This window comes from Micromonospora sp. U56, assembly GCF_018070095.1.
GTDB lineage: Bacteria > Actinomycetota > Actinomycetes > Mycobacteriales > Micromonosporaceae > Micromonospora > Micromonospora purpureochromogenes.
Map to the genome: position 1 here is coordinate 45,913 of NZ_JAGPYL010000022.1, position 19,575 is coordinate 65,487.

Here is a 19,575-nt window from a genome sequence, read left to right on the forward strand (position 1 = left end):
GCGGGGCGCGGTTTGCGGTGTGTCGGGGTGTCCGGGCGGCTCGACACCGCGACAGGCCGCAAGGTCCGTCAGTGGACCCGGGCGAGGGTCACGCCGTCGGCGATGGGGAGCATGACCGCCTCGACGCGCACGTCGGCCAGCACCTCGTCGTTGAAGGCGGCGATCGCCCGGTCGTCGGCGTTCTGCGGGGCGAGCACCCGGCCCCCGCGCAGTGTGTTGTCCACCGCGATGACCGCGCCCGCGCGCATCCGGGGCACCAGCTCGTCCCAGTAGACCGGGTAACCCGTCTTGTCCGCGTCGATGAAGGCGAAGTCCAGGTGCCGCTCCTGGGGCAGCTCACGCAGCGTCTCCCCGGCCGGGCCGATGCGCAGCTCGATCCGGTCGGCGACGCCCGCGCGCTCCCAGTACCGCCGGGCGATGCCGGTGTACTCCTCTGAGATGTCGAAGCAGGTCAGCCGGCCGTCCTCGGGCAGCCCCCGGGCGATCGCCAGCGAGGAGAGCCCGGTGAAGGTGCCCACCTCCACCGCCCGCCGCACGCCGAGCAGCCGGGTGAGGAAGGTCAGGAACGCGGCCTGCTCCGGCGCCACCTGCATCATCGCCTCATCGGGGAGGGCGGCCAGCGTCTCCTCGGCCAGGTCGCGGATGATCTCGTCCGGCGGCGAGCCGTGGGCGACGAGGTAGGCGTGCAGTTCCGGAGTCAGCGGCAACGGCTTGGTGGTCATGAACGGACGCTAGCCGAGATTCTCGACCTCCTGGCCCCCCGGCGCGACCTTCGTCCACAGGTCCGTGATGCTCAGCTCCAACTCGCCGAGGAGTCGACGCAGCAGCGGCAGGGACAGCCCCACCACCGTGCCCGGGTCACCCTCGATGCCGGTGAGGAACGCCCCGCCCAACCCGTCGATGGTGAACGCCCCGGCCACCGCCAGCGGCTCGCCCGTCGCCACGTACGCGGCGATCTCCTCGTCGCTGATGTCGGCGAAATGCACGACCGTGGACGCGACCGCCTCCGCTCGCGCCTCGTGCGTCACGTCGATCAGGCAGTGCCCGGTGTGCAGCACCCCGCTGCGCGCGCGCATCCGTCGCCAGCGGTCCGTGGCGTCGGCGGCGTCCGCCGGCTTGCCCAGGATTTCCCCGTCGAAGCCCAGCACCGAATCGCAGCCGAGCACCAGCGTCCGCTCGTCGGGGGTGGCGCGTAGCCGGTCGAGCACCGCGAGCGCCTTGAGGCGCGCAAGCTCCAGGCTGAGATCCTCCGCCCGGTCGGCGACCACCTGGGACTCGTCGACGCCGCTCACCAGCACGTCGGGTTCGATCCCGGCGGCCTGGAGGAGCTTGCGACGGGCGGGACTCTGGCTGGCGAGCACGAGGCGCAGTGGCAGGGAGTTCGGCACGATTCCGACGCTACCGGCTGGGCTGCCGGGACGGGCGGGCGACCGGCCGGGCGTCAGGACTCAGGGAGGACATGCCCTGCCCAGACCCGGCCCGGTCGCACCAGCGCCGCGTCCTCACGAGAGACGACGAGGAGATGCTGGCCGGTGCGTTGGGTGGTCGGGGTGGGAAAGTCGACGGCGATGACTCGGATCGGCGCGCCGGTCAGCTCGTCCACGAAGCAGAGCCCGCCGACAGGTGTGCCGTCGAGCATGGTCCCGCAGGCGACGAGCCCGCCCCGGGCGGTCAGGTCGAACACCTGGTCCACGCGGAAGCGGTGGAGGCCGGTCGTCAACGGCTGATCCGTGGCGGCGGGTCGTCAGCGTTTCGGCGTCGCCGCCAGAGCAGGTAGCCGCCTGCCGCCGCCACGATCACGCCGAGCGTGGCCAGGCCACGGGCGGTCGAGTTGTCGTCGCTGTGATCGCCGGCAGGCTCGGCCGCCACCGTCGTGGTGGGTGTGTTGTTCGGGGGTGGGGTCGCCGTCGCCCAGTCGGGCGGGAGCGGGGGTACGTCGGCGGTCAGCGCTGCCACCAGGTCGATGACGCCGTAGCCGTACTCGTCGTCCCGGCCCGGTGGGCCTTTGTCGACGGCGGTGGCGGTGAGTCGGTGCACGACTTCAGAAGCGGGCAGGTCGGGGTACTCAGCTCTTATTAAGGCTACTGCCCCAGCAACAATAGCTGTTGCGTCAGACGTACCTGTGCTTTCTCGATACCGACCATTCATGCTCGTGCAATAGATGCCAACCGCAGGCGCTACTACATCTATCTCCGGACCCGTTACCGAGACTTCGGCATGCCTTCCTCTGCTATCGACGCCACCGACTGCTATGACGCCATCCACCGATGCTGGGTAGCTAACTCGGTCCTCGCGGGGCGCGTTGCCTGCCCCTGCTACGACCACGACGTCCGAATTTAGAGCGGTCTTGATGGCTTGTTGCATCGCGACGGTGGGAGATCCTGTTGCCGAGATGCTGAGCACGTCGGCACCGTTACGTACTGCGTATTCGATGCTCTTGGCTAGGTCGTCCGGCTGACCCAGACCATTAGGAGGAGTGTCGTAGATGGGCAAGATCTTTGCCTTAGGGGCAATTCCCAGGACTCCGATATCGCCGCGTCCGTGAGCGGCGATGAGGCCCGCCATGCAAGTGCCATGGCTATTCCCATCTCGTCGCCCGTCACCACCTCCACCCGGGATCATGTCCACGCCGGCCAGAAGGTTATTTACCAAGTCAGGATGAGGATCCACTCCCGTGTCTGGAACGGCAACCACAACACCCTCACCCTGGCTGACCCTTTGAGCCTCTGCGGCTCTCAGGTAGCGCAAGTGCCATTGATCGCCACGGACACGGGTAGAGCCATCGGGTGTCGGTGCGGCCTGAGAGGGGAGTGCTGGGAGTGTCGACAGGACCATGGCCAGTAGAGCCGTCGATGCGGCCGCGAGGGCGCAGGTCAGTCGCCCCTCGGGGCTAGTCACCGATGGAAGCCGATAGCCGGCCCGGGATCGATCGGACCGTCATCATCGGGCGGGCGCACTACCGGGGAGACCCCCTCGTCGATTTCCCAAGGGTGGTCGGGATCCCAGCGTCGGACCTCGTCATCGCTCTGCTGCCGGCCGCTCCGCCCAGACGTTGGATGCACTCCCGAAGCATTGAGATTGCCTGGCGAGCCGCCAATGGGCGGAATGCCATGCGATCCGACCAGGTTTGAGGCACGGCCATTGCCGGGACGAGAGCCTGCTGCGCCCGTCGGTGAAGTACCGGCACCGCCTCCGCCAATTACGCCGCCAAGCGGGTTTACCCGCCGTGGTTGCGGGTTGCCGCCTGGCTGCCCCAGGCCCATGCCAGGCACCCCGCCTATCAGGCCGCCAGGAGCCATCGGGCGTGGAGGGCCGATGTGTGGCTGTCCGTTTACCCCACTGTTGGGTCCGAGCCCACCCCGGATGGAGGCATTCGGCAGGCGTCCAGATTTCGCGGCTGGCGGCAAGGCCGGAGGCATTCCAATGTTGACTCCCGAGGGAGATGCCGGCGTTGTAGGGGAAGCCATGCTTGGGAGGGTTGTTCCGACGGGGGGAGGTGCAACGCCAGTGCTTGCTCTTCCCAACACTGGTCCTGCACCGAGAACAGGTCCGACTGAAGGGGCGATGGGTGTCGCAACTCGCTCGGTGGGGGCTGCCCGACGAACCACCTGTTGAGAGCTTGCAACGGGTACGGGAACGATCGGCGGGATGACCGGGGCGGCGCCGACGGAGCCGTAGGGATCCCGTCCAGCCTCCTCGATCCTCGGGTGAGGCCGGACGGCCGGTGGTGGCTTCTGGAGCATCACGTGGGCCTGCTGGAGTTCGCCGCTCAGCCCGTACATGATCCCCCGGGCCTTGGTGTTCAGCTGCTCCAACTCCACGTCCGTCACCGGCGGATCGACCACCCGGCTGCCCGCCGCCGCCTTCGGATCCGCCAGCGTCGCCTCGTACGACCGCTTCTGCTGGAGCTTGGTCGAGTACTGCTCGTAGAGCCTCTTCAGCTCGGGCCGGGCGCTGTCGATGGCGCGGGTGGCGGCGGCGAGCGCGTCGTGGTTGGCGGCGGCGGCGTCGTGGGTGTGCTGGACGCGGTCGATGAGCTGGTCGAGTTCGGCCAGGTACGCCCGCGCGGCCGCGTTGGTCTCCGGGGGCCACGCCTCGGCCAGGCCGCGCCGGTACTCGTGCAGCCGCCGCAGGTGGGTCATCGCGAGGTCGCAGACCTTGCGCCAGCCGGCGGCCTGCTTCCAGTGTCCCTGCGTCTCGTGGTCCTGGACACAGGCCCACATGCTGAGCACGTCCATCAGTTGCCAGTCGGTGAGGCCGGAGGTCCGGCCGCTGCCCCTGTCGATCACGGCAGCACCACCGGCCCGCCGTCCGGGCCGGTGGGATCGGGCAACCGAGGTCGACCGCCGGGCATGGTGGAGTACGGGTTGGCCAGCGCCGCCTCCACGTCGGCCACCCGCGCCGAGGCGAAGGCGTCGGCGCCCCGGTAGTCGGCAGCGATCCGGCCGGCCGCGGAGGCCAGGTGACCGGTGGCCCCGCCCAGGTCGCGCACCATGTTCGCGGTGGCCTGCTGGGTCTCCCAATGGGCGTGCAGGAACTGCACCAGCTCGACGAAGGCGTCGCAGGGGTTGGGTACGGGTGCTCTCATGTCGTCGGCGATGTACGACAGGTGTGGCGCGTAGTTGCGTTCGACCTCGGCCTGGAGCCGGTCGGCGAACTCGCTCATCTGGCGGATGTCGGCCTCGATGCCGCCGTAGTCGCGCAGCCAGGAAGCTGGCCGGTCCTCCTCAGGGATCATCGATCCTCCCTACCTGTCACGGCCCCGTTTCCCTGAGTGAGGTTAATGGGTGCGGAGCGATCTCGGCAGTCCTCAGGACATCACCGTGGCCCCGCCCCAGCTCAATCCGGTCGGATTGGCCGAAGGGTCAGCGGGGGAGGCCGGAGGAGCGCCACGCGCCGGGTCCGGCGGAGGGCGCCGCGACGGTCGGTCGGGCGCTGCGCACCCAGGCGGACGTGGTCACCGGCGCGGGCGCGGCGGCAGGTCGGGACCGGACGACGATCGCACCCACCAGCGCGGCCAACTCGTCGGCGGTCGGGGCGCCCCGGACGACTCGGAACAGCGGCTCTTCGGCAGACATGGCGTCAGCGTACGCGTCGCGAACTTGACCTTCGCCGGACAGTGGCGTGCCGGCGGTGTGAGCATCGGTGGCGCCGGGTACGGTCTCTGCGATGTCTGACGCGCTTCCCCAACTTGTCGCTGACCGGTACCGGCTCATCTCGCCGCTCGGTCAGGGCGGCATGGGCCGGGTCTGGAAGGCGCGTGACGAGGTGCTGCACCGGGACGTGGCCATCAAGGAGCTCGTCCCGCCACCCAGTCTCACCAGCGACGAGCGCCGCGAGATGCGGGAACGCTCGCTGCGGGAGGCCCGGGCGATCGCCCGGCTGAACCACGTCAACGTGGTTCGCATCTTCGACGTGCTGCGCACCGACGGCGACCCGTGGATCGTCATGGAGTACGTCGCGTCGAAGTCGTTGCAGGACACTCTCGCCGAGGACGGCCCGGTGTCGCCGGCCCGCGCGGTGGAGATCGGGCTCGGTGTGCTCGGTGCGCTGAAGGCGGCGCACAAGGCCGGCGTGATGCACCGCGACATCAAGCCCGGCAACGTCCTGCTCGGCAACGACGGCCGGGTGGTACTGACCGATTTCGGTCTGGCCACCATCCCCGGCGACCCGAACGTGACCCGCACCGGCATGGTGCTCGGCTCGCCCGCGTACATCGCGCCGGAGCGGGCCAAGGACGGCACGGCCGGTCCGGAGGCGGACCTGTGGTCGCTGGGCGCGACGCTCTACGCCGCCGTGGAGGGCAAGTCCCCGTACGCCCGGTCGTCGGCGATCGCCACCCTGGCGGCGCTGGCCACCGAACCGCTGCCGCCGCCGAAGAACGCCGGGCCGCTCAAGCCGGTGCTCCAGGGCCTGCTCCGCAAGGACCCGGAGCAGCGGATCACCGCCGAGGTGGCCGAGCGCCTGCTGCGCCGGGCCGGCGGCAAGCGCGCCAAGGGGATCTCGCTGCTGGACGGCGTACGCCGGCCGGGGCCGAACGGTCCGCGCGAGCCGCGCAAGCCGCTGGTGCCGGCCCCGCGTCCGGCCGAGCAGAGCGCCGAGTCGGCCCCGAAGCCACCCGCGCCACGCGCCGAGCAGGCCCCGGCTGGTGCCGCCGCGGCGGCCGGCGTCGCCGCCACCACTGAGGACGAGACGAGCAAGGTGCCGGCGAGCGTCGACGCCGGGCCGACCGCGAAGGTCGACCCGCCGCGGCCGGCCGCCGACGCGGAGCCGACGGCCAAGGTGGACCGGTCGAACAAGCCGAGCAACCCCACGTCGGTCATGCCGGCCCCGGTGAGCCCGGCGCCCGCGCCCGCCGAGCGCCTTCCCGGTGCCGTGTACGACGGGACGAAGCGTGGCCGGCAGAAGCGGAATCTGCTGATCGGCGCGCTGGTGCTGGCGCTGCTGGTCGGTCTCGCGGTGCTCGTGCCGCTGCTCGGCCGGGGCGAGGACGACCCGGAGCAGGGCGGGCAGCAGGCCGGCCCGACCGGCGCCGCCGCGACCTCGTCGGCCGCCGCCCCGGCGTCCGCGCCGGCCGCGCCCGCGCCGACCAGCGCCGCCCCGCCCAGTCCGACGCCCTCGGCCACCCCGTCGACGGACCCGAACGCGCTGCCGGCGGGCTGGAGCCTGCACAGGGGGCCGACCTTCTCGGTTCCCCTCCCGCCGGGCTGGAGCGCCCGCCGCACGAGCTCGGACACGGTCGTGTTCTTCCAGCGCAACGACGTGGGCGAGATGCTCGTGCAGTGGACGAGCAACCCGAAGCCCGACGCGTACGCGGACTGGAAGGCGATCGAGCCGGACCGCCGCAAGTTCGTCAGCAACTACCAGCTGCTCGGCATCAAGCGCTGCGACTGGCACCGGACCTGCGCCGACTGGGAGTGGCTGGAGAGTCGGGACAACACCCGCATCCACGTGCGCAACCGGGGCTTCGTCACGGCGAGCAACCGGGGCTACGCCATCCGGTGGGAGGTCGCCGACAAGGACTGGCAGGCCAACCTCGCCAACTTCGACCAGATCGTCAAGGGGTTCAAGCCCGACCGGCAGGGCTGACGCGCGGGAATCGCGTCCTTGTGAAATGGATTCGCATGACCTTCCGTCGTTCGGGGTATCCCTCCCGAGACGACGGAAGGAGGCACGACATGGGTTACCGACGCAAGGATGCCCGCCCGAGGCTGGCACTGTGGATGCTCGTCGCCCTCGGCGACATCGTTCTGCTGCTGGTCAGTGCCGGTATGCCGGTGCTGGTCGCGCTGCTCGCCGTCGTGACGGTCACCGCTGCCGCAGTCGCCGCCTGGCGCCTGTCCCGGCGGTCCGCACTGGCCGGCGAGGAGGCCGTGCCCGTGTCGATGGCCACGCGACGGAGGGCCTGAACGCGAACGGACGACGGCGGCAGCCGGACTCGGTTGATCACCGGTCCCGCTGCCGCCGACTCGTGCGGGCTGCGGATCAGGTGTTGTTGGCCAGCGCGATCAGCCGGGTCCGGTCGCCGTTCCAGTAGTTGCGGTCGACGTTGCCGCTGATCCCGGAGACAGAGCCGGTGCTGGTGTACTGCCAGAAGCTCCAGAACGGGGCGCCGGCCGGCAGGGTGCCGGGGCTGGTGGACCAGCGGGCGATCCAGAGCGGGTGGTTCGCCCACGGCGCGGTCCAGCTGCCGGTGCACTGGTTCCACCAGCTCGTCGTGGTGTAGATGACCGCATACCGGCCGGTGCGGGACCGGTAGGTGTTGAGGAAGTCCTGGACCCAGTTCCGCATGCCGGTCGTGCTCAGGCCGTAGCAGTAGCCGCCGCTGTACGGGTTGGCTTCGAGGTCCAGCGCCGCCGGGAGGGTCCGGCTGTCGGCCGACCAGGCGCCGCCGTTGGAGGCCAGGTAGTTGGCCTGGGTCGAGCCGGCGGAGATGTTCGGCCGGGCGAAGTGGTACGCCCCGCGGATCACCCCGGCGTAGTAGGAGTTGGTGTAGTTGCTGTTGAAGTTCGGGTCCTTGTAGCTCGTACCCTCGGTGGCCTTGATGAAGGCGAACTGGATGCCGGCGTTGCGGACGCTGGTCCAGTTGATGGTGCCCTGGTAGCGGGAGACGTCGATGCCGGGGGTGGTGGCCGCGGCCGCCGGTCCGGTGGTGGCGACGAGGGCCGCCGCCGCGGTGGCGACGACGGTGAGGCCGGCGGCGAGGAGCCGGCGCAGCGAGAATCTGGTACGGGTCATGGATGCCTCCGAAGACGCCGATCGATTGACGCCAATCCTTGGAGGTAGTTGCCCTAGATCGCAAGAGGGTGCAAGGAAATTTTCATCGACGCCCGTATGTTGCTTCCTACCTGATCCGTATCGGTCAGCCGCGGCATGCCGGTAGGCTCCCCGCCCATGGTGTCGATCAACGGGCTGGGCGACCTCTGGGACAAGCTCCTCGGCGCGCAGCCCGACCCACCCCCGCTGCTCGTCCTGGTCACCGCCGTCGTCGCGCTGGTGGTGGTCGCCACCCGGCTGCCGTGGCGGGTCGCCCGCAACGCGGTGACCATCGCGCACGAGGGCGGCCACGCCCTCGCCGCTCTGCTGACCGGGCGCCGGCTGCACGGCATCCGGCTGCACTCGGACACCTCCGGCCTCACCCTCTCCGCCGGCCGCCCCACCGGCCCCGGCATGATCCTCACCCTGCTGGCCGGGTACGTCGCCCCGTCGCTGGTCGGCCTCGCCGGGGCCTGGCTGCTCGGCGGCAACCGGATCACCCTGCTGCTCTGGCTGGCGGTGGCGCTGCTGCTGGCCATGCTGGTGCTCATCCGCAACGTCTTCGGCGTGCTGTCGCTGCTGGTCACCGGCGGGGTGGTGCTCGCCGTCTCCTGGTACGCCGCGCCGCAGGTGCAGGCCGCCTTCGCCTGGACCGGCGTCTGGTTCCTGCTCCTCGGCGGGGTGCGGCCGGTGGTGGAGCTGCAACGGATGCGTAGCCGGGGCCGGATGCCGCAGTCCGACGCCGACCAGTTGGCCCGGCTGACCCCGTTCCCCCCGCTGTTCTGGGTGACCGTGTTCGCCCTGGTGAACCTGCTCGCCCTGGCCGTCGGCGCGGCGCTGCTCACCGGCCCGATCCTCACCGACGCCGGCCTGACCCTCTGACCGGTCGGGGGAGCAGAATGGCCGCATGCGGTACGTGATCATCGGGGCGGGCGCGGTCGGCGGCACCATCGGCGTACGGCTGGCCGACGCCGGCCACGACGTGACGCTGGTGGCCCGCGGCGCGCACCTGGACGCGATCCGGCGGCGCGGGCTGACCCTGCGCACCCCGGACCGCACGGCGACCTGGCGCGGGCCGGCCACCGACGCTCCCGGGGAGCGGCCGCTGCCCGCCGACACCGTCCTGGTGCTCACCGTCAAGTCGCAGGACAGCCCGGCCGCGCTGGCCGCCTGGGCGGACGCGCCGGTCGCCGGTGGCGGCACGGCGGGGGAACGGCTGCCGCTGTTCACCGCCCAGAACGGGGTGGCCAACGAGCCGACGGCGCTGCGGCTCTTCGCCCGGGTGCACGCGGTCTGCGTCTGGCTGCCCGCCACCCACCTGGAGCCGGGCGTGGTCGTCGCCAACGGGTACCCGCACCCGGGGATGCTGCACCTCGGGCGCTACCCGGCCGGCTCGGACGCGCTGGATCAGGTGGTGGCCGCCGACCTCACCGGCGCCGGCTTCGTCGCCCCGGTGCGCGACGACGTGATGCGGTGGAAGTACGGCAAGCTGCTGGCCAACCTCGGCAACGGGCTCCAGGCGCTGCTCGGCGGGGACGTCCCCGTCGACCTGCGGGACCGGGTCCGCGCGGAGGGGCGGGCGGTGCTCGCCGCGGCGGGAATCGCGCACACCAGCACCGAGGAGGAGGCCGCCGAGCGGGGCGACCGGGTCGGGCACCGGCCGGTCGACGGGCAGGAGCGGTCCGGCAGCTCCACCTGGCAGAGCCTGGCCCGGGGTGTCGGCTCCACCGAGGTCGACCACCTCAACGGCGAGATCGTCCTGCTCGGTCGGCTGCACGGGGTGCCGACCCCGGCCAACGCCGCCGTCGCGTACGCGGTGCGCCGGGCGGCCCGGGAGCGCATCCCGGCCGGCGGCTTCCCGCCCGCGGAACTGGCGAAGATGATCGGCTGATCCGGCAACCGGCGTGGTGCCGCCGCGCGTGTCCCCTCCGAACGCCACGGGAGGTGAGCACGTGCCCGACGTCGACGGGTTCGACGAGTTCTACCGGGGCAGCCGGCAACGGCTGCTCGGCTTCGTCTACGTGCTGACCGGCAACGTGACCGAGGCGCAGGATGCCGTCCAGGAGGCGTACATCCGGGCCTGGCAGCGCTGGTCGACGGTGAGCGGGTACGACGACCCGGAGGCGTGGGTGCGGGTGGTGGCCTCCCGCATCGCGGTCAGCCGCTGGCGCAGCCTGCGCAGTCGCACCCGGGCGTATCTGCGGCACGGCGCCGAGGAGAGCGTGCCCGGCCCCGGCGTCGACACGGTCGAGGTGGTCGCCGCGCTGCGCCGGCTCCCCGAGGAACAGCGCACCGCGCTCGCCCTGTACTACCTGCTCGGCATGCCCGTGGCCGAGGTGGCCCGGCAGACCGAGGCCCCCGTCGGCACGGTGAAGGCCCGACTCTCCCGGGGGCGCGCCGCGCTGGCCGGGCTGCTCGCCGTCTCTGACCTGGAGGAGGCCTGATGCGTGAGGACCTGCACTTCGTCGACCGGCTGCACCGGGACCTCGGTGGGGTCCGCTGGGCCGAGCCGGAGGAGATCCGCGCCCGGGCCCGGCGACGCAGCCGGCGTACGGCGGCGCTGGCGGCGACCGCCGTACTCGCGGTGCTCTCCGGTTCCGGGTACGTGGTGGCGGGCCGGTCAGGGGCGACCGCGCCGCCGGTGGCGGCCGTCTCCGCGTCGACGGCGACCGCCGGGCCGGCCGAGATCCCGCACGAGGCGCTGCTGTCCGCGCGGGACGTGCGGCTGAAGACCGGCGCGCAGATCGGGGCGGCCGGCCTGGGTGAGGCGGTGCGGGTCGATCCGGTACTGGAGGCGTGCGGCCGCGAGCGGGGTGTGCCCTCGGCGGCGACGTCGCGTTATTCGAGGTCGCAGACCCTGCTGCGGCCGGTCGACGGGGTCGCGCCACCGCTGCTCACCCAGGACGTCTACCGCATCGACCCGGCACAGAGCCGGCTGCTCTTCGGCACCGTCGCCCTGCTGCTCGACGCCTGCGCCCAGTGGGAGATCACCGGATCGGGGCAGCTGGGGGGCAGGACGGTGGCGACCGTGACCCCGCACCGGTGGGAGCGGTCGGTCAGCGGGTTCGCCGGCGACGAGTCCGTGCTGCTGCGCCACGTGTCGCTGCCGCCGGCCAGCGTCGCCGACGGCACCGCGATCAAGCTCCCGCCAGAGGTCGAGGCCACCATGGTGGTACGGGTCGGTGACCTGGTCACCGTGATCAGCACGGGGCCGGACACCCTCAAGGCCGACGGCACCGGTCCCGGCCCGGGCCTGAGCCAGGCCGACCTGGAGGGGCTCGCTCGCACCGCCGCCGGTCGGCTCTGCGTCGCCGCCAACCCGCGCTGCTGAAGCGGAAGATCCCCGCGGCCACGGAGCACGCGGGGATCATCCGATGACGCTCGCTACAGCGGGATGTTGCCGTGCTTCTTCGGCGGCAGGGTCTCCCGCTTGGTGCGCAGCACCCGCAGCGCGCGGACGATCTGGGCGCGGGTCTCGTGCGGCGGGATCACGCTGTCGACGTAGCCGCGCTCGGCGGCGATGTACGGGTTGGCCAGGGTGTCCTCGTACTCGGCGATCTTCTCGGCCCGGACGGCGGCCGGGTCCTCGGCGCCGGCCAGCTCGGAGCGGTAGAGGATGTTCACCGCGCCCTGCGCGCCCATCACCGCGATCTGCGCGGTCGGCCAGGCGAAGTTCAGGTCCGCGCCGAGGTGCTTGGAGCCCATCACGTCGTACGCGCCGCCGTAGGCCTTGCGGGTGATCACGGTGACCTTCGGGACGGTCGCCTCGGCGTACGCGTAGATCAGCTTCGCGCCGCGCCGGATGATGCCGTCCCACTCCTGCCCGGTGCCGGGGAGGAAGCCGGGAACGTCCACGAAGGTCAGCACCGGGATGTTGAACGCGTCGCAGGTACGCACGAACCGGGCGGCCTTCTCGCTGGCGGCGATGTCCAGGGTGCCGGCGAAGTGCATCGGCTGGTTGGCCACCACGCCGACCGGGCGCCCCTCGACCCGGCCGTAGCCGATGACGAGGTTCTGCGCGTAGAGCGGCTGCACCTCGAGGAACTCGCCGTCGTCGAGCACGTGCTCGATGACCCGGTGCATGTCGTACGGCTGGTTGGCCGAGTCCGGGATCAGCGTGTCCAGCTCCCGGTCCTCGGCGGAGATGTCGAGGTCGGCCGGGGCCTCGTACACGACGGGCTCGTCGAGGTTGTTCGACGGCAGGTACGACAGCAGCGCCTTGACGTACTCGATCGCGTCCTCCTCGTCGGTGGCGAGGTAGTGCGCGTTGCCGCTGCGGGAGTTGTGGGTGCGGGCGCCGCCCAGCTCCTCCATCGCCACGTCCTCACCGGTGACCGTCTTGATGACGTCCGGGCCGGTGATGAACATGTGCGAGGTCTGGTCGACCATCACGGTGAAGTCGGTGACGGCCGGGGAGTAGACCGCGCCGCCCGCGCACGGGCCCATGATCAGCGAGATCTGCGGGATGACGCCGCTGGCCCGGACGTTGCGGAAGAAGATCTCGCCGTAGAGCCCGAGGGAGGCGACCCCCTCCTGGATCCGGGCGCCGCCGGAGTCGTTGATGCCGACCACCGGGCAGCCGATCTTCATGGCCAGGTCCATCACCTTGACGATCTTTTCGCCGAAGACCTCGCCGAGGGAGCCGCCGAAGACGGTGAAGTCCTGGGCGAAGACGCAGACCTGCCGGCCGTCGACGGTGCCGTAGCCGGTGACCACGCCGTCGCCGTACGGGCGGTTCTTCTCCAGCCCGAAGGCCGTCGAGCGGTGCCGGGCCAGCTCGTCCAGCTCGACGAAGGAGCCCTCGTCGAGCAGCAGCTCGATCCGCTCCCGGGCGGTCTTCTTACCCCGCGCGTGCTGCTTCTCGACCGCGCGCGCCGACCCGGCGTGCACCGCCTCGTCGACCCGTCGCTCCAGGTCCGCCAGCTTGCCCGCGGTGCTGTGGATGTTGATCCCGGTCTCGGTAGTCACCCAGGGAATATAACGATGGTTCAGGACGACGCCGCTGTGCAGTACGCCTCAATACCGTCCGTCGCCGGCCCGTAGGCTGACGGGATGCCGGGCTCGCCGTACACCGATCTGGACCGCCCGCCGCTGTCGGCGGCGCGGCTGGCTCGCGCGCTGACCGCGCCGCACGGGCCCTGGCGCCGGCTCGACCTGCGGGCCGAGACCGGCTCCACCAACGCCGACGCGGTGACGGCCGCCCGGGCGGGCGAGCCGGAGGGCCTGGTGGTGGTCGCAGAGCGGCAGACCGCCGGGCGCGGCCGGCGGGGCCGGATCTGGCAGTCGCCGGCCCGCGCCGGTATCGCGACCAGCGTCCTGCTCCGGCCCGGCGAGGCCGTCGCCGACCGCGGCTGGCCGCCGGCCCCCGCCACCGGGTACGGCTGGCTGCCGCTGCTCGCCGGCGTCGCGCTGGTCGAGGCGGTGGCCCGGCTGGCCGAGCTGGATGCCCGGCTGAAGTGGCCGAACGACCTGCTGGTCGACGACGCCAAGTGCGCCGGCATCCTGGCCGAGGCGGTGCCCGGCACGTCCCCGGCGCAGCCGCCGGCGGTCGTGCTCGGGATCGGGCTCAACGTCACGCTGCGCACCGATGAGCTGCCGGAGAACCCGACCGGCCTGCCGGCGACCTCGCTGCAACTGGCCGGCGCGACGGCCACCGACCGGGACCCGCTGCTGCGCGCGCTGCTCCGCTCGCTGGCCGACTGGTACGACCGCTGGCGCACCGCCGGCGGCGACGCGGTGGCCAGCGGGCTGCGGGAGGCCTATGTCGCCTCCTGCGCCACCGTCGGCCGGCGGGTGCGGGTGCTGCTGCCCGACGGCGCCGAGCTGACCGGCCTGGCCACCGGCGTGGACGCCGACGGCCAGCTGCTGCTCGACACGGGCGCCGGGGAGCGGCGGTTGGCGGCCGGGGACGTGCTGCACCTGCGCTGAGCGCTCGGGTGCGGTCCGGTTCGGGGCCGGCGCCGCGATCGGGGCCGCGCGGCTGATCCGGCGGCTCGCGGTGACCGGTTACGGTCAGCGCGTCCGATCCGTGTCGAGGAGGTTCCCCGTGGCGTTTCCCGAAGACGTGCTCACCGAGGACGAGCACGTCGTCCTGCATCTGCACCCGCACTGGAAGGCGCTGCTGCGGCCGATCCTGGTGCTGGTCCTCGGCGTCGCCGCCGTGGTGGCGGGCTGGGTCCTGCTGCCCGACGGCGACGGCGCCACGATCGCGCTGTACGTGATCGCCGGGCTGGCCCTGGTGCTGGTGCTCTGGCTGGGCCTCTGGCCGTTCCTGGTCTGGCGTACCACCCACTACCTGTTCACCAACGAGCGGGTGCTGCTCCAGCAGGGCGTGCTCTCCCGGGACCGGCGGGACATCCCGCTCACCCGGATCAACGACCACGCGATGAGCCAGCGCTTCGTCGAGCGGCTGCTCGGCTGCGGCACGCTCACCATCGAGTCGGCGGGCGAGCGCGGCCAGTCCGTGCTGCGCGACGTCCCGTCCGTGGGCCAGGTGCAGACCAAGCTCTACGAGCTGGTCGAGGCCCACCACGACAAGCACTCGCTGGGCGACGGGGAGATGCGCGACATCCTGGCCGACATGCGCGAGGGCAAGCCGCTGCGCGACCCCACCAGCTGACTCCTGGCCCGACTCCGGCCTGATCGACCCCGGTTCGCAGCTGTGGCGGTGTCCGTTCGGACACCGCCACCTGGCGACATTCGGGTGCCCGGGTCGTCCCGGGCGGCGGGGTCAGCGGCGGGGGCGACGGGTGCCGGCGTGCAGTTCCGCGGCCAGCTCGGCGTCGAGGTCGGCGCCGACCGTGCTGCCCAGCCCGGCGTCCAGCGGGGCGGGACGTCCGGTCGGCTGCGGGAAGACCGGTTCGGCCTTCAGGCTGCCGGGCCGCTGCGCCGCCTGCTGCTGGGCCTCCTCCAGCTCGCTGACCGACTCGGCCAGCTCGGCCACCGGGTCCAGCTCGGCCATGGTGTCCCACTCGTCCCGGTGGATCGTGTGCCAGGTCTCCTCGGCGTGCGCGGGCACCGGCTGGAACACGAACGTCCGGTACGACCAGAACCGGAACATGGTCGCCAGCAGCACGCCGCCGGTCTTCGCCACGTTGAGCGCGAGCAGGCTGTTCACGCCCAGGCCGTACTTGGCGGCGGCGAGGACGCCCAGCTCGATCAGCAGGCCGGTGGCGTTGAACAGGAAGAACAGAACGTATTCCCGCTTCAGCGCGGATTTCGGTCGATCCCGGTACGTCCAGTGCCGATTCATCAGATACGACGTGATCGTCGCCACCACGGTGGCGACCACGGTCGCCTTCAGTTGACCGTTGACAAAAACGGTGAGTGCCAGGACATTGAACACGGCGTAATTGATGACGGTGTTGATGCCACCGACGACGCCGAATTTGAGCGCCTCGTGGATGAACTTCTGCCAGCGCTCGGGCAGCAGACGGACAAGACGCATGCGGAACACCTTAGGGCAGTGGTTGGGGCCGGCAGGTCCCGGCCGGACGAGGTGGGCGGCAGGTCACGCCCCCGGCGGCCGGTTGTGCGCCGCCTCCGGAACCGGGGGATTTCCCGCTTCCACGAAGACGAACCGTCGGTACGACCAGAACCGGAACAGCGTCCCCAGGCCGGTGCCGACGATGAAGCTGGCGATGTTGTCGGCCAGCGGGGTCTGGAACACCTCCGGCCAGATTCTGCCCAGGCCGTACCGGCTGAACGCCAGGCAGGCCACCGCGATGCCCAGGCCCACCGCGTTGAAGAAGAAGAACAGCGCGTACTCGCGGGCCGGGTTGGAGCGCTTGCGGTGGCGCCAGGTCCAGAACCGGTTGCCCACGAAGGCGACGCTGGCCGCGATGACGGTGGAGATCGTCTTGGCGGTCACCTGCTCGACGTCGCGCACGGTCGTCAGGTAGTTGAAGAGCGCGAAGTCGATGAGGAAGGCGATCCCGCCCACCGTGGCGAACTTGCTCAGCTCGCGGACCAGGTGACCGAAGCGGTCCAGCAGGGTGCGGACCAGACCCGGGCGGGTCGGCGGAGACCCTGGCTGGTCCCCGGTCATCGTCGCGGCCACCCGCCGAGCGTACCGGTCGGGAGCGAGCCGGACGCGCAGCAACGACGAGCCGGCCGGGATCACTCGCGACGCCGGTCGTCGCCGGCCCGTCCGATGCCGCCGCAGGTGAGCAGAGCGTAACTCTTTGTGGACCGATCGCCGATCGCTTCGCCCAATCGATGTGCCCGTCACCGGAAGCCCGGTTCCGCTGTCCGTCATCGTCCGTTCCGGTGGCCGACAACAGTTCGCCGCAGGATTTGCGTGAAACTGCGCGGGAAAGCGGGTATTAGCTCGTGATGCCGCAGCCGGGCCGTACCTTGTGCAGTTCTTCACAACCAGTCCCACTGACTCGCGGCTCGGCCCGGTTTACGCTGAGCGCAATCCCAGGTTTCCACGATGGCGACGCGGCTCGCGCCCGCCAGACTCGTGCACCCATAGAACGGTCAGCGTCGACCACAAGGAGATGTGTCATGGTTGCTCCGGCTACTGTTCGGGGTATCGATCAGGCCCCGACTACCCACCCCAAGCTGCTCGCCTGGGTCAGAGAAGTCGCGGAACTGACCACCCCCGACCGCGTGGTGTGGGTGGACGGGTCCGATGAGGAGTGGCGGCGCCTCACCGACGAGCTGGTCGAGTCCGGCACCCTGATCCGGCTCAACCCGGAGAAGAAGCCCAACTCGTTCTATTCGCGCACGGACCCCACGGACGTCGCCCGGGTCGAGGAGCGCACCTACATCTGCTCCGTCGACGAGGCGGACGCCGGCCCCACCAACAACTGGATGGCGCCGGCCGAGATGAAGCGGACGATGACGGAGCTGTACCGCGGCAGCATGCGCGGGCGCACCATGTACGTCATCCCGTTCTGCATGGGCCCGGTCGAGGCCGAGAGCCCCATGTTCGGCGTCGAGATCACCGACAGCCCGTACGTGGTGGCCTCGATGCGGATCATGACCCGGATGGGCGCCAAGGTCCTCGAGGCGATGGGCGACGACGCCGACTTCGTGCACGCGCTGCACTCCATCGGCGCCCCGCTCGCCCCCGGCCAGCAGGACGTCGCCTGGCCGTGCAACGAGACGAAGTACATCTCGCACTTCCCGGAAAGCCGGGAGATCTGGTCGTTCGGCTCCGGCTACGGCGGCAACTCGCTGCTCGGCAAGAAGTGCTACTCGCTGCGGATCGCCAGCGTGATGGGGCGCGACGAGGGCTGGCTCGCCGAGCACATGCTGATCCTCAAGATCACCTCGCCGGAGGGCAAGGTCTACCACATCGCCGGAGCCTTCCCGTCGGCCTGCGGCAAGACCAACCTCGCCATGGTGGAGCCGACCATCCCGGGCTGGAAGGTCGAGACCATCGGCGACGACATCGCCTGGATGCGCTTCGGCGAGGACGGTCGGCTCTACGCGGTCAACCCCGAGTACGGCCTCTTCGGCGTCGCGCCCGGCACCGACTGGAAGACCAACGCCAACGCCATGCGGACGCTGGACCGCGGCAACTCCATCTTCACCAACGTGGCCCTGACCGACGACGGGGACATCTGGTGGGAGGGCATGGGTGAGCCGCCGGCGCACCTGATCGACTGGAAGGGCAACGACTGGACGCCGGAGAGCGACAGCCTCTCCTCGCACGCCAACAGCCGGTTCTGCACCCCGATCACCCAGTGCCCCATCCTCGCCGAGGACTACTACGACCCGAACGGCGTGCCGATCGACGCGATCCTCTTCGGCGGCCGTCGCAAGGACACCATCCCGCTGGTCACCGAGGCCCGCGACTGGGTGCACGGCGTCTACATGGGCGCGACGCTCTCCTCGGAGACCACCGCCGCCGCCTCCGGCGCGGTCGGCGTCGTCCGGCGCGACCCGATGGCGATGCTGCCGTTCATCGGCTACCACGCCGGGGACTACTTCCGGCACTGGATCGAGATGGGCAAGGGCACCGACGGCGACGAGGCCAAGCTGCCCAAGATCTACTACGTCAACTGGTTCCGCAAGGACCCGGAGGGCAGCTTCCTCTGGCCGGGCTTCGGCGAGAACTCCCGGGTGCTCAAGTGGGTCGTCGAGCGGATTGAGGGCACCGCCGACGCGGTCGAGACCCCGATCGGCATGGTCCCGGCGCAGGACGCGCTGGACGTCGAGGGCCTGGACATGACCCCGGAGGACGTCCGGATCGCCCTCAAGGTGGACCCGGAGGAGTGGCGCAACGAGCTTCCGCTGGTCACCGAGTGGTTCGAGAAGTTCGGTGACAAGCTGCCGGGTGTCCTCTGGGCCGAGCTGGACGCGCTGCGCGCCCGGCTCGACGCGGAGCAGCCGCAGAAGTAGGTGTGACGGTTGCCCGTACCGGGCAACATCGGATCCCATGAGGACGGCCGCCGAGACCACCGAGGTCCGGCGGCCGTCCGCCGTCCGGGCGCTGACCACGCTGCTCGCCGTCACGGCGGCGGCCACCGTCGTGGTCGAGCTGCTCAACTGGTGGTACGCCCCGGAGCAGGAGTTCGGCCTGGCCGTACGCACCGGCTGGGCGATGCTCCGCTCACTCGCCTTCCTGGTGCTGATCGGGCACGTCAACCGCGGTCGTACCGTGGCCCGGCCGTTCGGGCTGATCCTCGCGGTGACCACCATCTTCGCGGTGGGCCGGCTGGTGGTGCCCCGGCAGGGGGTGCCGCCGCTGCCCGGGCTGCTCGGCTTCGCCCTGCTCGCCGCGCTCTGCGTGAGCGTGGTCGCGCTGCTCTACCGCTCCGAGGCGGTCGGCGCGTACCTCGTCCGGCACCGCAGGACTTTGGTGGTCTCCGGCGGCACGATCTCCTGGCGGGAGGCCGCCCCGAAGCGGCCGCCGGTCACCGGGTGGCTGCTCACCAGTCGGGTCGCGGCCTTCACGTACAGCCCGTTGATGCTGGTGCCGGCGCTGGTGGCCGGGGGCGCGATCCTGGACGGCCGGCTGGCCGCCGCGCCGGCGGTGGTGTTCTGGTTCCTCGCCGGCATCGCGGTCAGCTACGCGGTGCTCCTCTGCACGGCGTTCCTGATGCGCGGCCGGCGCTGGGCCCGCACCCTGCTGGTGGCGATCACCGTGGGCGTGCTCGCCGTCGACCTGCCGCTCTGCTGGTGGCTGCTCGGCGTCGACGGCCTGGTCCGGGACGGCGGCCCGCTCGTCGCCGCCGCCGTCCTCGCCCGCTATGGCCTCTGGCGCGCCACCCGCGCCGAACCACCCCCACCCCCCACCTGACCCCACCCCACCTGACCCCCACCGGCCCCCGAGCCGCCCGAGCCGGTTGATCAAGAGGTTTGCGT

The 19,575-nt window shown here is 71.3% G+C and carries 21 protein-coding genes; 10 read left to right on the plus strand and 11 right to left on the minus strand.

Translation table 11 applies throughout. The features are described from left to right. Nucleotides 1-68: 68 nt before the first annotated feature. From KBX37_RS10955 to KBX37_RS10985, 7 genes are all read right to left on the minus strand, one after another. Nucleotides 69-722 (minus strand): O-methyltransferase, encoded by a 654-nt coding sequence (locus KBX37_RS10955; RefSeq protein ID WP_210775785.1) that lies wholly within the window; start codon nucleotides 720-722, stop codon nucleotides 69-71. 9 nt (nucleotides 723-731) lie between these two features. Then, entirely contained in the window at nucleotides 732-1,388 is a 657-nt protein-coding gene (locus KBX37_RS10960; protein ID WP_210775786.1) for a nucleoside triphosphate pyrophosphatase, read from the minus strand. A 53-nt stretch (nucleotides 1,389-1,441) separates the two neighbouring features. Then, the gene (locus KBX37_RS10965) at nucleotides 1,442-1,720 is read right to left on the minus strand and encodes a hypothetical protein (RefSeq protein WP_210775787.1); all 279 of its coding nucleotides are present in this window, start codon (nucleotides 1,718-1,720) and stop codon (nucleotides 1,442-1,444) included. Further along, nucleotides 1,717-2,835, minus strand: a complete 1,119-nt coding sequence (locus KBX37_RS10970) for a S8 family serine peptidase (protein ID WP_210775809.1) — start codon at nucleotides 2,833-2,835, stop codon at nucleotides 1,717-1,719. Before KBX37_RS10970 ends, KBX37_RS10965 begins: the two co-directional genes overlap by 4 nt. A 59-nt stretch (nucleotides 2,836-2,894) precedes the next feature. Further along, a complete protein-coding gene (locus KBX37_RS10975) occupies nucleotides 2,895-4,289 on the minus strand; it encodes a hypothetical protein (RefSeq protein ID WP_210775788.1) in 1,395 nt (464 codons plus the stop codon). After that, nucleotides 4,286-4,738, minus strand: a complete 453-nt coding sequence (locus KBX37_RS10980; RefSeq protein ID WP_210775789.1) for a hypothetical protein — start codon at nucleotides 4,736-4,738, stop codon at nucleotides 4,286-4,288. The genes KBX37_RS10975 and KBX37_RS10980 overlap by 4 nt, the downstream gene beginning before the upstream one ends. 127 nt (nucleotides 4,739-4,865) lie before the next feature. Beyond that, nucleotides 4,866-5,078: an acyl-CoA carboxylase subunit epsilon gene (locus KBX37_RS10985; RefSeq protein ID WP_210775790.1), complete on the minus strand. Its 213-nt coding sequence runs from the start codon at nucleotides 5,076-5,078 to the stop codon at nucleotides 4,866-4,868. A gap of 91 nt (nucleotides 5,079-5,169) precedes the next feature. On the opposite strand from KBX37_RS10985, the gene KBX37_RS10990 reads away from it, so the two are divergent. Next, nucleotides 5,170-7,089 carry a serine/threonine-protein kinase gene (locus tag KBX37_RS10990; RefSeq protein WP_210775791.1) on the plus strand — a complete coding sequence of 640 codons (1,920 nt, stop codon included), beginning with the start codon at nucleotides 5,170-5,172 and terminating at the stop codon, nucleotides 7,087-7,089. Between the two features lie 89 nt (nucleotides 7,090-7,178). Then, the gene (locus KBX37_RS10995) at nucleotides 7,179-7,409 is read left to right on the plus strand and encodes a hypothetical protein (RefSeq protein WP_210775792.1); all 231 of its coding nucleotides are present in this window, start codon (nucleotides 7,179-7,181) and stop codon (nucleotides 7,407-7,409) included. Between the two features lie 76 nt (nucleotides 7,410-7,485). Here KBX37_RS10995 and KBX37_RS11000 read toward each other — a convergent pair whose 3' ends face one another. After that, nucleotides 7,486-8,238 carry a GH25 family lysozyme gene (locus KBX37_RS11000; RefSeq protein WP_210775793.1) on the minus strand — a complete coding sequence of 251 codons (753 nt, stop codon included), beginning with the start codon at nucleotides 8,236-8,238 and terminating at the stop codon, nucleotides 7,486-7,488. A 156-nt stretch (nucleotides 8,239-8,394) separates the two neighbouring features. Between KBX37_RS11000 and KBX37_RS11005 the strand changes: the two genes are divergently transcribed. From KBX37_RS11005 to KBX37_RS11020, 4 genes are all read left to right on the plus strand, one after another. Then, nucleotides 8,395-9,138 (plus strand): M50 family metallopeptidase, encoded by a 744-nt coding sequence (locus tag KBX37_RS11005; protein WP_210775794.1) that lies wholly within the window; start codon nucleotides 8,395-8,397, stop codon nucleotides 9,136-9,138. 25 nt (nucleotides 9,139-9,163) lie between these two features. Beyond that, nucleotides 9,164-10,147 (plus strand): ketopantoate reductase family protein, encoded by a 984-nt coding sequence (locus KBX37_RS11010; protein ID WP_210775795.1) that lies wholly within the window; start codon nucleotides 9,164-9,166, stop codon nucleotides 10,145-10,147. Nucleotides 10,148-10,208: 61 nt separating this feature from the next. Next, entirely contained in the window at nucleotides 10,209-10,700 is a 492-nt protein-coding gene (locus tag KBX37_RS11015; protein WP_210775796.1) for a SigE family RNA polymerase sigma factor, read from the plus strand. Further along, nucleotides 10,700-11,587 (plus strand): hypothetical protein, encoded by an 888-nt coding sequence (locus tag KBX37_RS11020; protein ID WP_210775797.1) that lies wholly within the window; start codon nucleotides 10,700-10,702, stop codon nucleotides 11,585-11,587. Before KBX37_RS11015 ends, KBX37_RS11020 begins: the two co-directional genes overlap by 1 nt. Before the next feature lie 53 nt (nucleotides 11,588-11,640). On the opposite strand, the gene KBX37_RS11025 is transcribed toward KBX37_RS11020, so the two are convergent. Continuing rightward, complete coding sequence (locus KBX37_RS11025) at nucleotides 11,641-13,224, minus strand: acyl-CoA carboxylase subunit beta (RefSeq protein ID WP_210775798.1); 1,584 nt, start codon at nucleotides 13,222-13,224, stop codon at nucleotides 11,641-11,643. 84 nt (nucleotides 13,225-13,308) lie between these two features. On the opposite strand from KBX37_RS11025, the gene KBX37_RS11030 reads away from it, so the two are divergent. Both KBX37_RS11030 and KBX37_RS11035 read left to right on the plus strand, forming a co-directional pair. Beyond that, nucleotides 13,309-14,184, plus strand: coding sequence for a biotin--[acetyl-CoA-carboxylase] ligase (locus tag KBX37_RS11030; protein ID WP_210775799.1), 876 nt, complete (start codon nucleotides 13,309-13,311; stop codon nucleotides 14,182-14,184). Nucleotides 14,185-14,302: 118 nt separating this feature from the next. Further along, nucleotides 14,303-14,875 (plus strand): PH domain-containing protein, encoded by a 573-nt coding sequence (locus KBX37_RS11035; protein ID WP_210775800.1) that lies wholly within the window; start codon nucleotides 14,303-14,305, stop codon nucleotides 14,873-14,875. Nucleotides 14,876-14,986: 111 nt separating this feature from the next. On the opposite strand, the gene KBX37_RS11040 is transcribed toward KBX37_RS11035, so the two are convergent. Beyond that, on the minus strand, nucleotides 14,987-15,703 hold the full coding sequence (locus tag KBX37_RS11040) for a GtrA family protein (RefSeq protein WP_210775801.1): 717 nt from the start codon (nucleotides 15,701-15,703) through the stop codon (nucleotides 14,987-14,989). A gap of 63 nt (nucleotides 15,704-15,766) precedes the next feature. Continuing rightward, the gene (locus KBX37_RS35945; protein WP_210775802.1) at nucleotides 15,767-16,627 is read right to left on the minus strand and encodes a GtrA family protein; all 861 of its coding nucleotides are present in this window, start codon (nucleotides 16,625-16,627) and stop codon (nucleotides 15,767-15,769) included. A gap of 137 nt (nucleotides 16,628-16,764) precedes the next feature. Between KBX37_RS35945 and KBX37_RS11050 the strand changes: the two genes are divergently transcribed. Both KBX37_RS11050 and KBX37_RS11055 read left to right on the plus strand, forming a co-directional pair. Then, nucleotides 16,765-18,609, plus strand: coding sequence for a phosphoenolpyruvate carboxykinase (GTP) (locus KBX37_RS11050; RefSeq protein ID WP_210775803.1), 1,845 nt, complete (start codon nucleotides 16,765-16,767; stop codon nucleotides 18,607-18,609). Nucleotides 18,610-18,646: 37 nt separating this feature from the next. Further along, the gene (locus KBX37_RS11055) at nucleotides 18,647-19,510 is read left to right on the plus strand and encodes a hypothetical protein (protein ID WP_210775804.1); all 864 of its coding nucleotides are present in this window, start codon (nucleotides 18,647-18,649) and stop codon (nucleotides 19,508-19,510) included. The last annotated feature ends 65 nt before the right edge of the window (nucleotides 19,511-19,575 follow it).

Coding starts and splice junctions, on each gene's coding strand:
- KBX37_RS10955 (WP_210775785.1), bottom strand. CDS start 722: ATGACCACCAAGCCGTTGCCGCTGACTCCGGAACTGCACGCCTACCTC.
- KBX37_RS10970 (WP_210775809.1), bottom strand. CDS start 2,835: ATGGTCCTGTCGACACTCCCAGCACTCCCCTCTCAGGCCGCACCGACA.
- KBX37_RS10980 (WP_210775789.1), bottom strand. CDS start 4,738: ATGATCCCTGAGGAGGACCGGCCAGCTTCCTGGCTGCGCGACTACGGC.
- KBX37_RS10985 (WP_210775790.1), bottom strand. CDS start 5,078: ATGTCTGCCGAAGAGCCGCTGTTCCGAGTCGTCCGGGGCGCCCCGACC.
- KBX37_RS10990 (WP_210775791.1), top strand. CDS start 5,170: ATGTCTGACGCGCTTCCCCAACTTGTCGCTGACCGGTACCGGCTCATC.
- KBX37_RS10995 (WP_210775792.1), top strand. CDS start 7,179: ATGGGTTACCGACGCAAGGATGCCCGCCCGAGGCTGGCACTGTGGATG.
- KBX37_RS11000 (WP_210775793.1), bottom strand. CDS start 8,238: ATGACCCGTACCAGATTCTCGCTGCGCCGGCTCCTCGCCGCCGGCCTC.
- KBX37_RS11005 (WP_210775794.1), top strand. CDS start 8,395: ATGGTGTCGATCAACGGGCTGGGCGACCTCTGGGACAAGCTCCTCGGC.
- KBX37_RS11010 (WP_210775795.1), top strand. CDS start 9,164: ATGCGGTACGTGATCATCGGGGCGGGCGCGGTCGGCGGCACCATCGGC.
- KBX37_RS11020 (WP_210775797.1), top strand. CDS start 10,700: ATGCGTGAGGACCTGCACTTCGTCGACCGGCTGCACCGGGACCTCGGT.
- KBX37_RS11030 (WP_210775799.1), top strand. CDS start 13,309: ATGCCGGGCTCGCCGTACACCGATCTGGACCGCCCGCCGCTGTCGGCG.
- KBX37_RS11040 (WP_210775801.1), bottom strand. CDS start 15,703: ATGCGTCTTGTCCGTCTGCTGCCCGAGCGCTGGCAGAAGTTCATCCAC.
- KBX37_RS11050 (WP_210775803.1), top strand. CDS start 16,765: ATGGTTGCTCCGGCTACTGTTCGGGGTATCGATCAGGCCCCGACTACC.
- KBX37_RS11055 (WP_210775804.1), top strand. CDS start 18,647: ATGAGGACGGCCGCCGAGACCACCGAGGTCCGGCGGCCGTCCGCCGTC.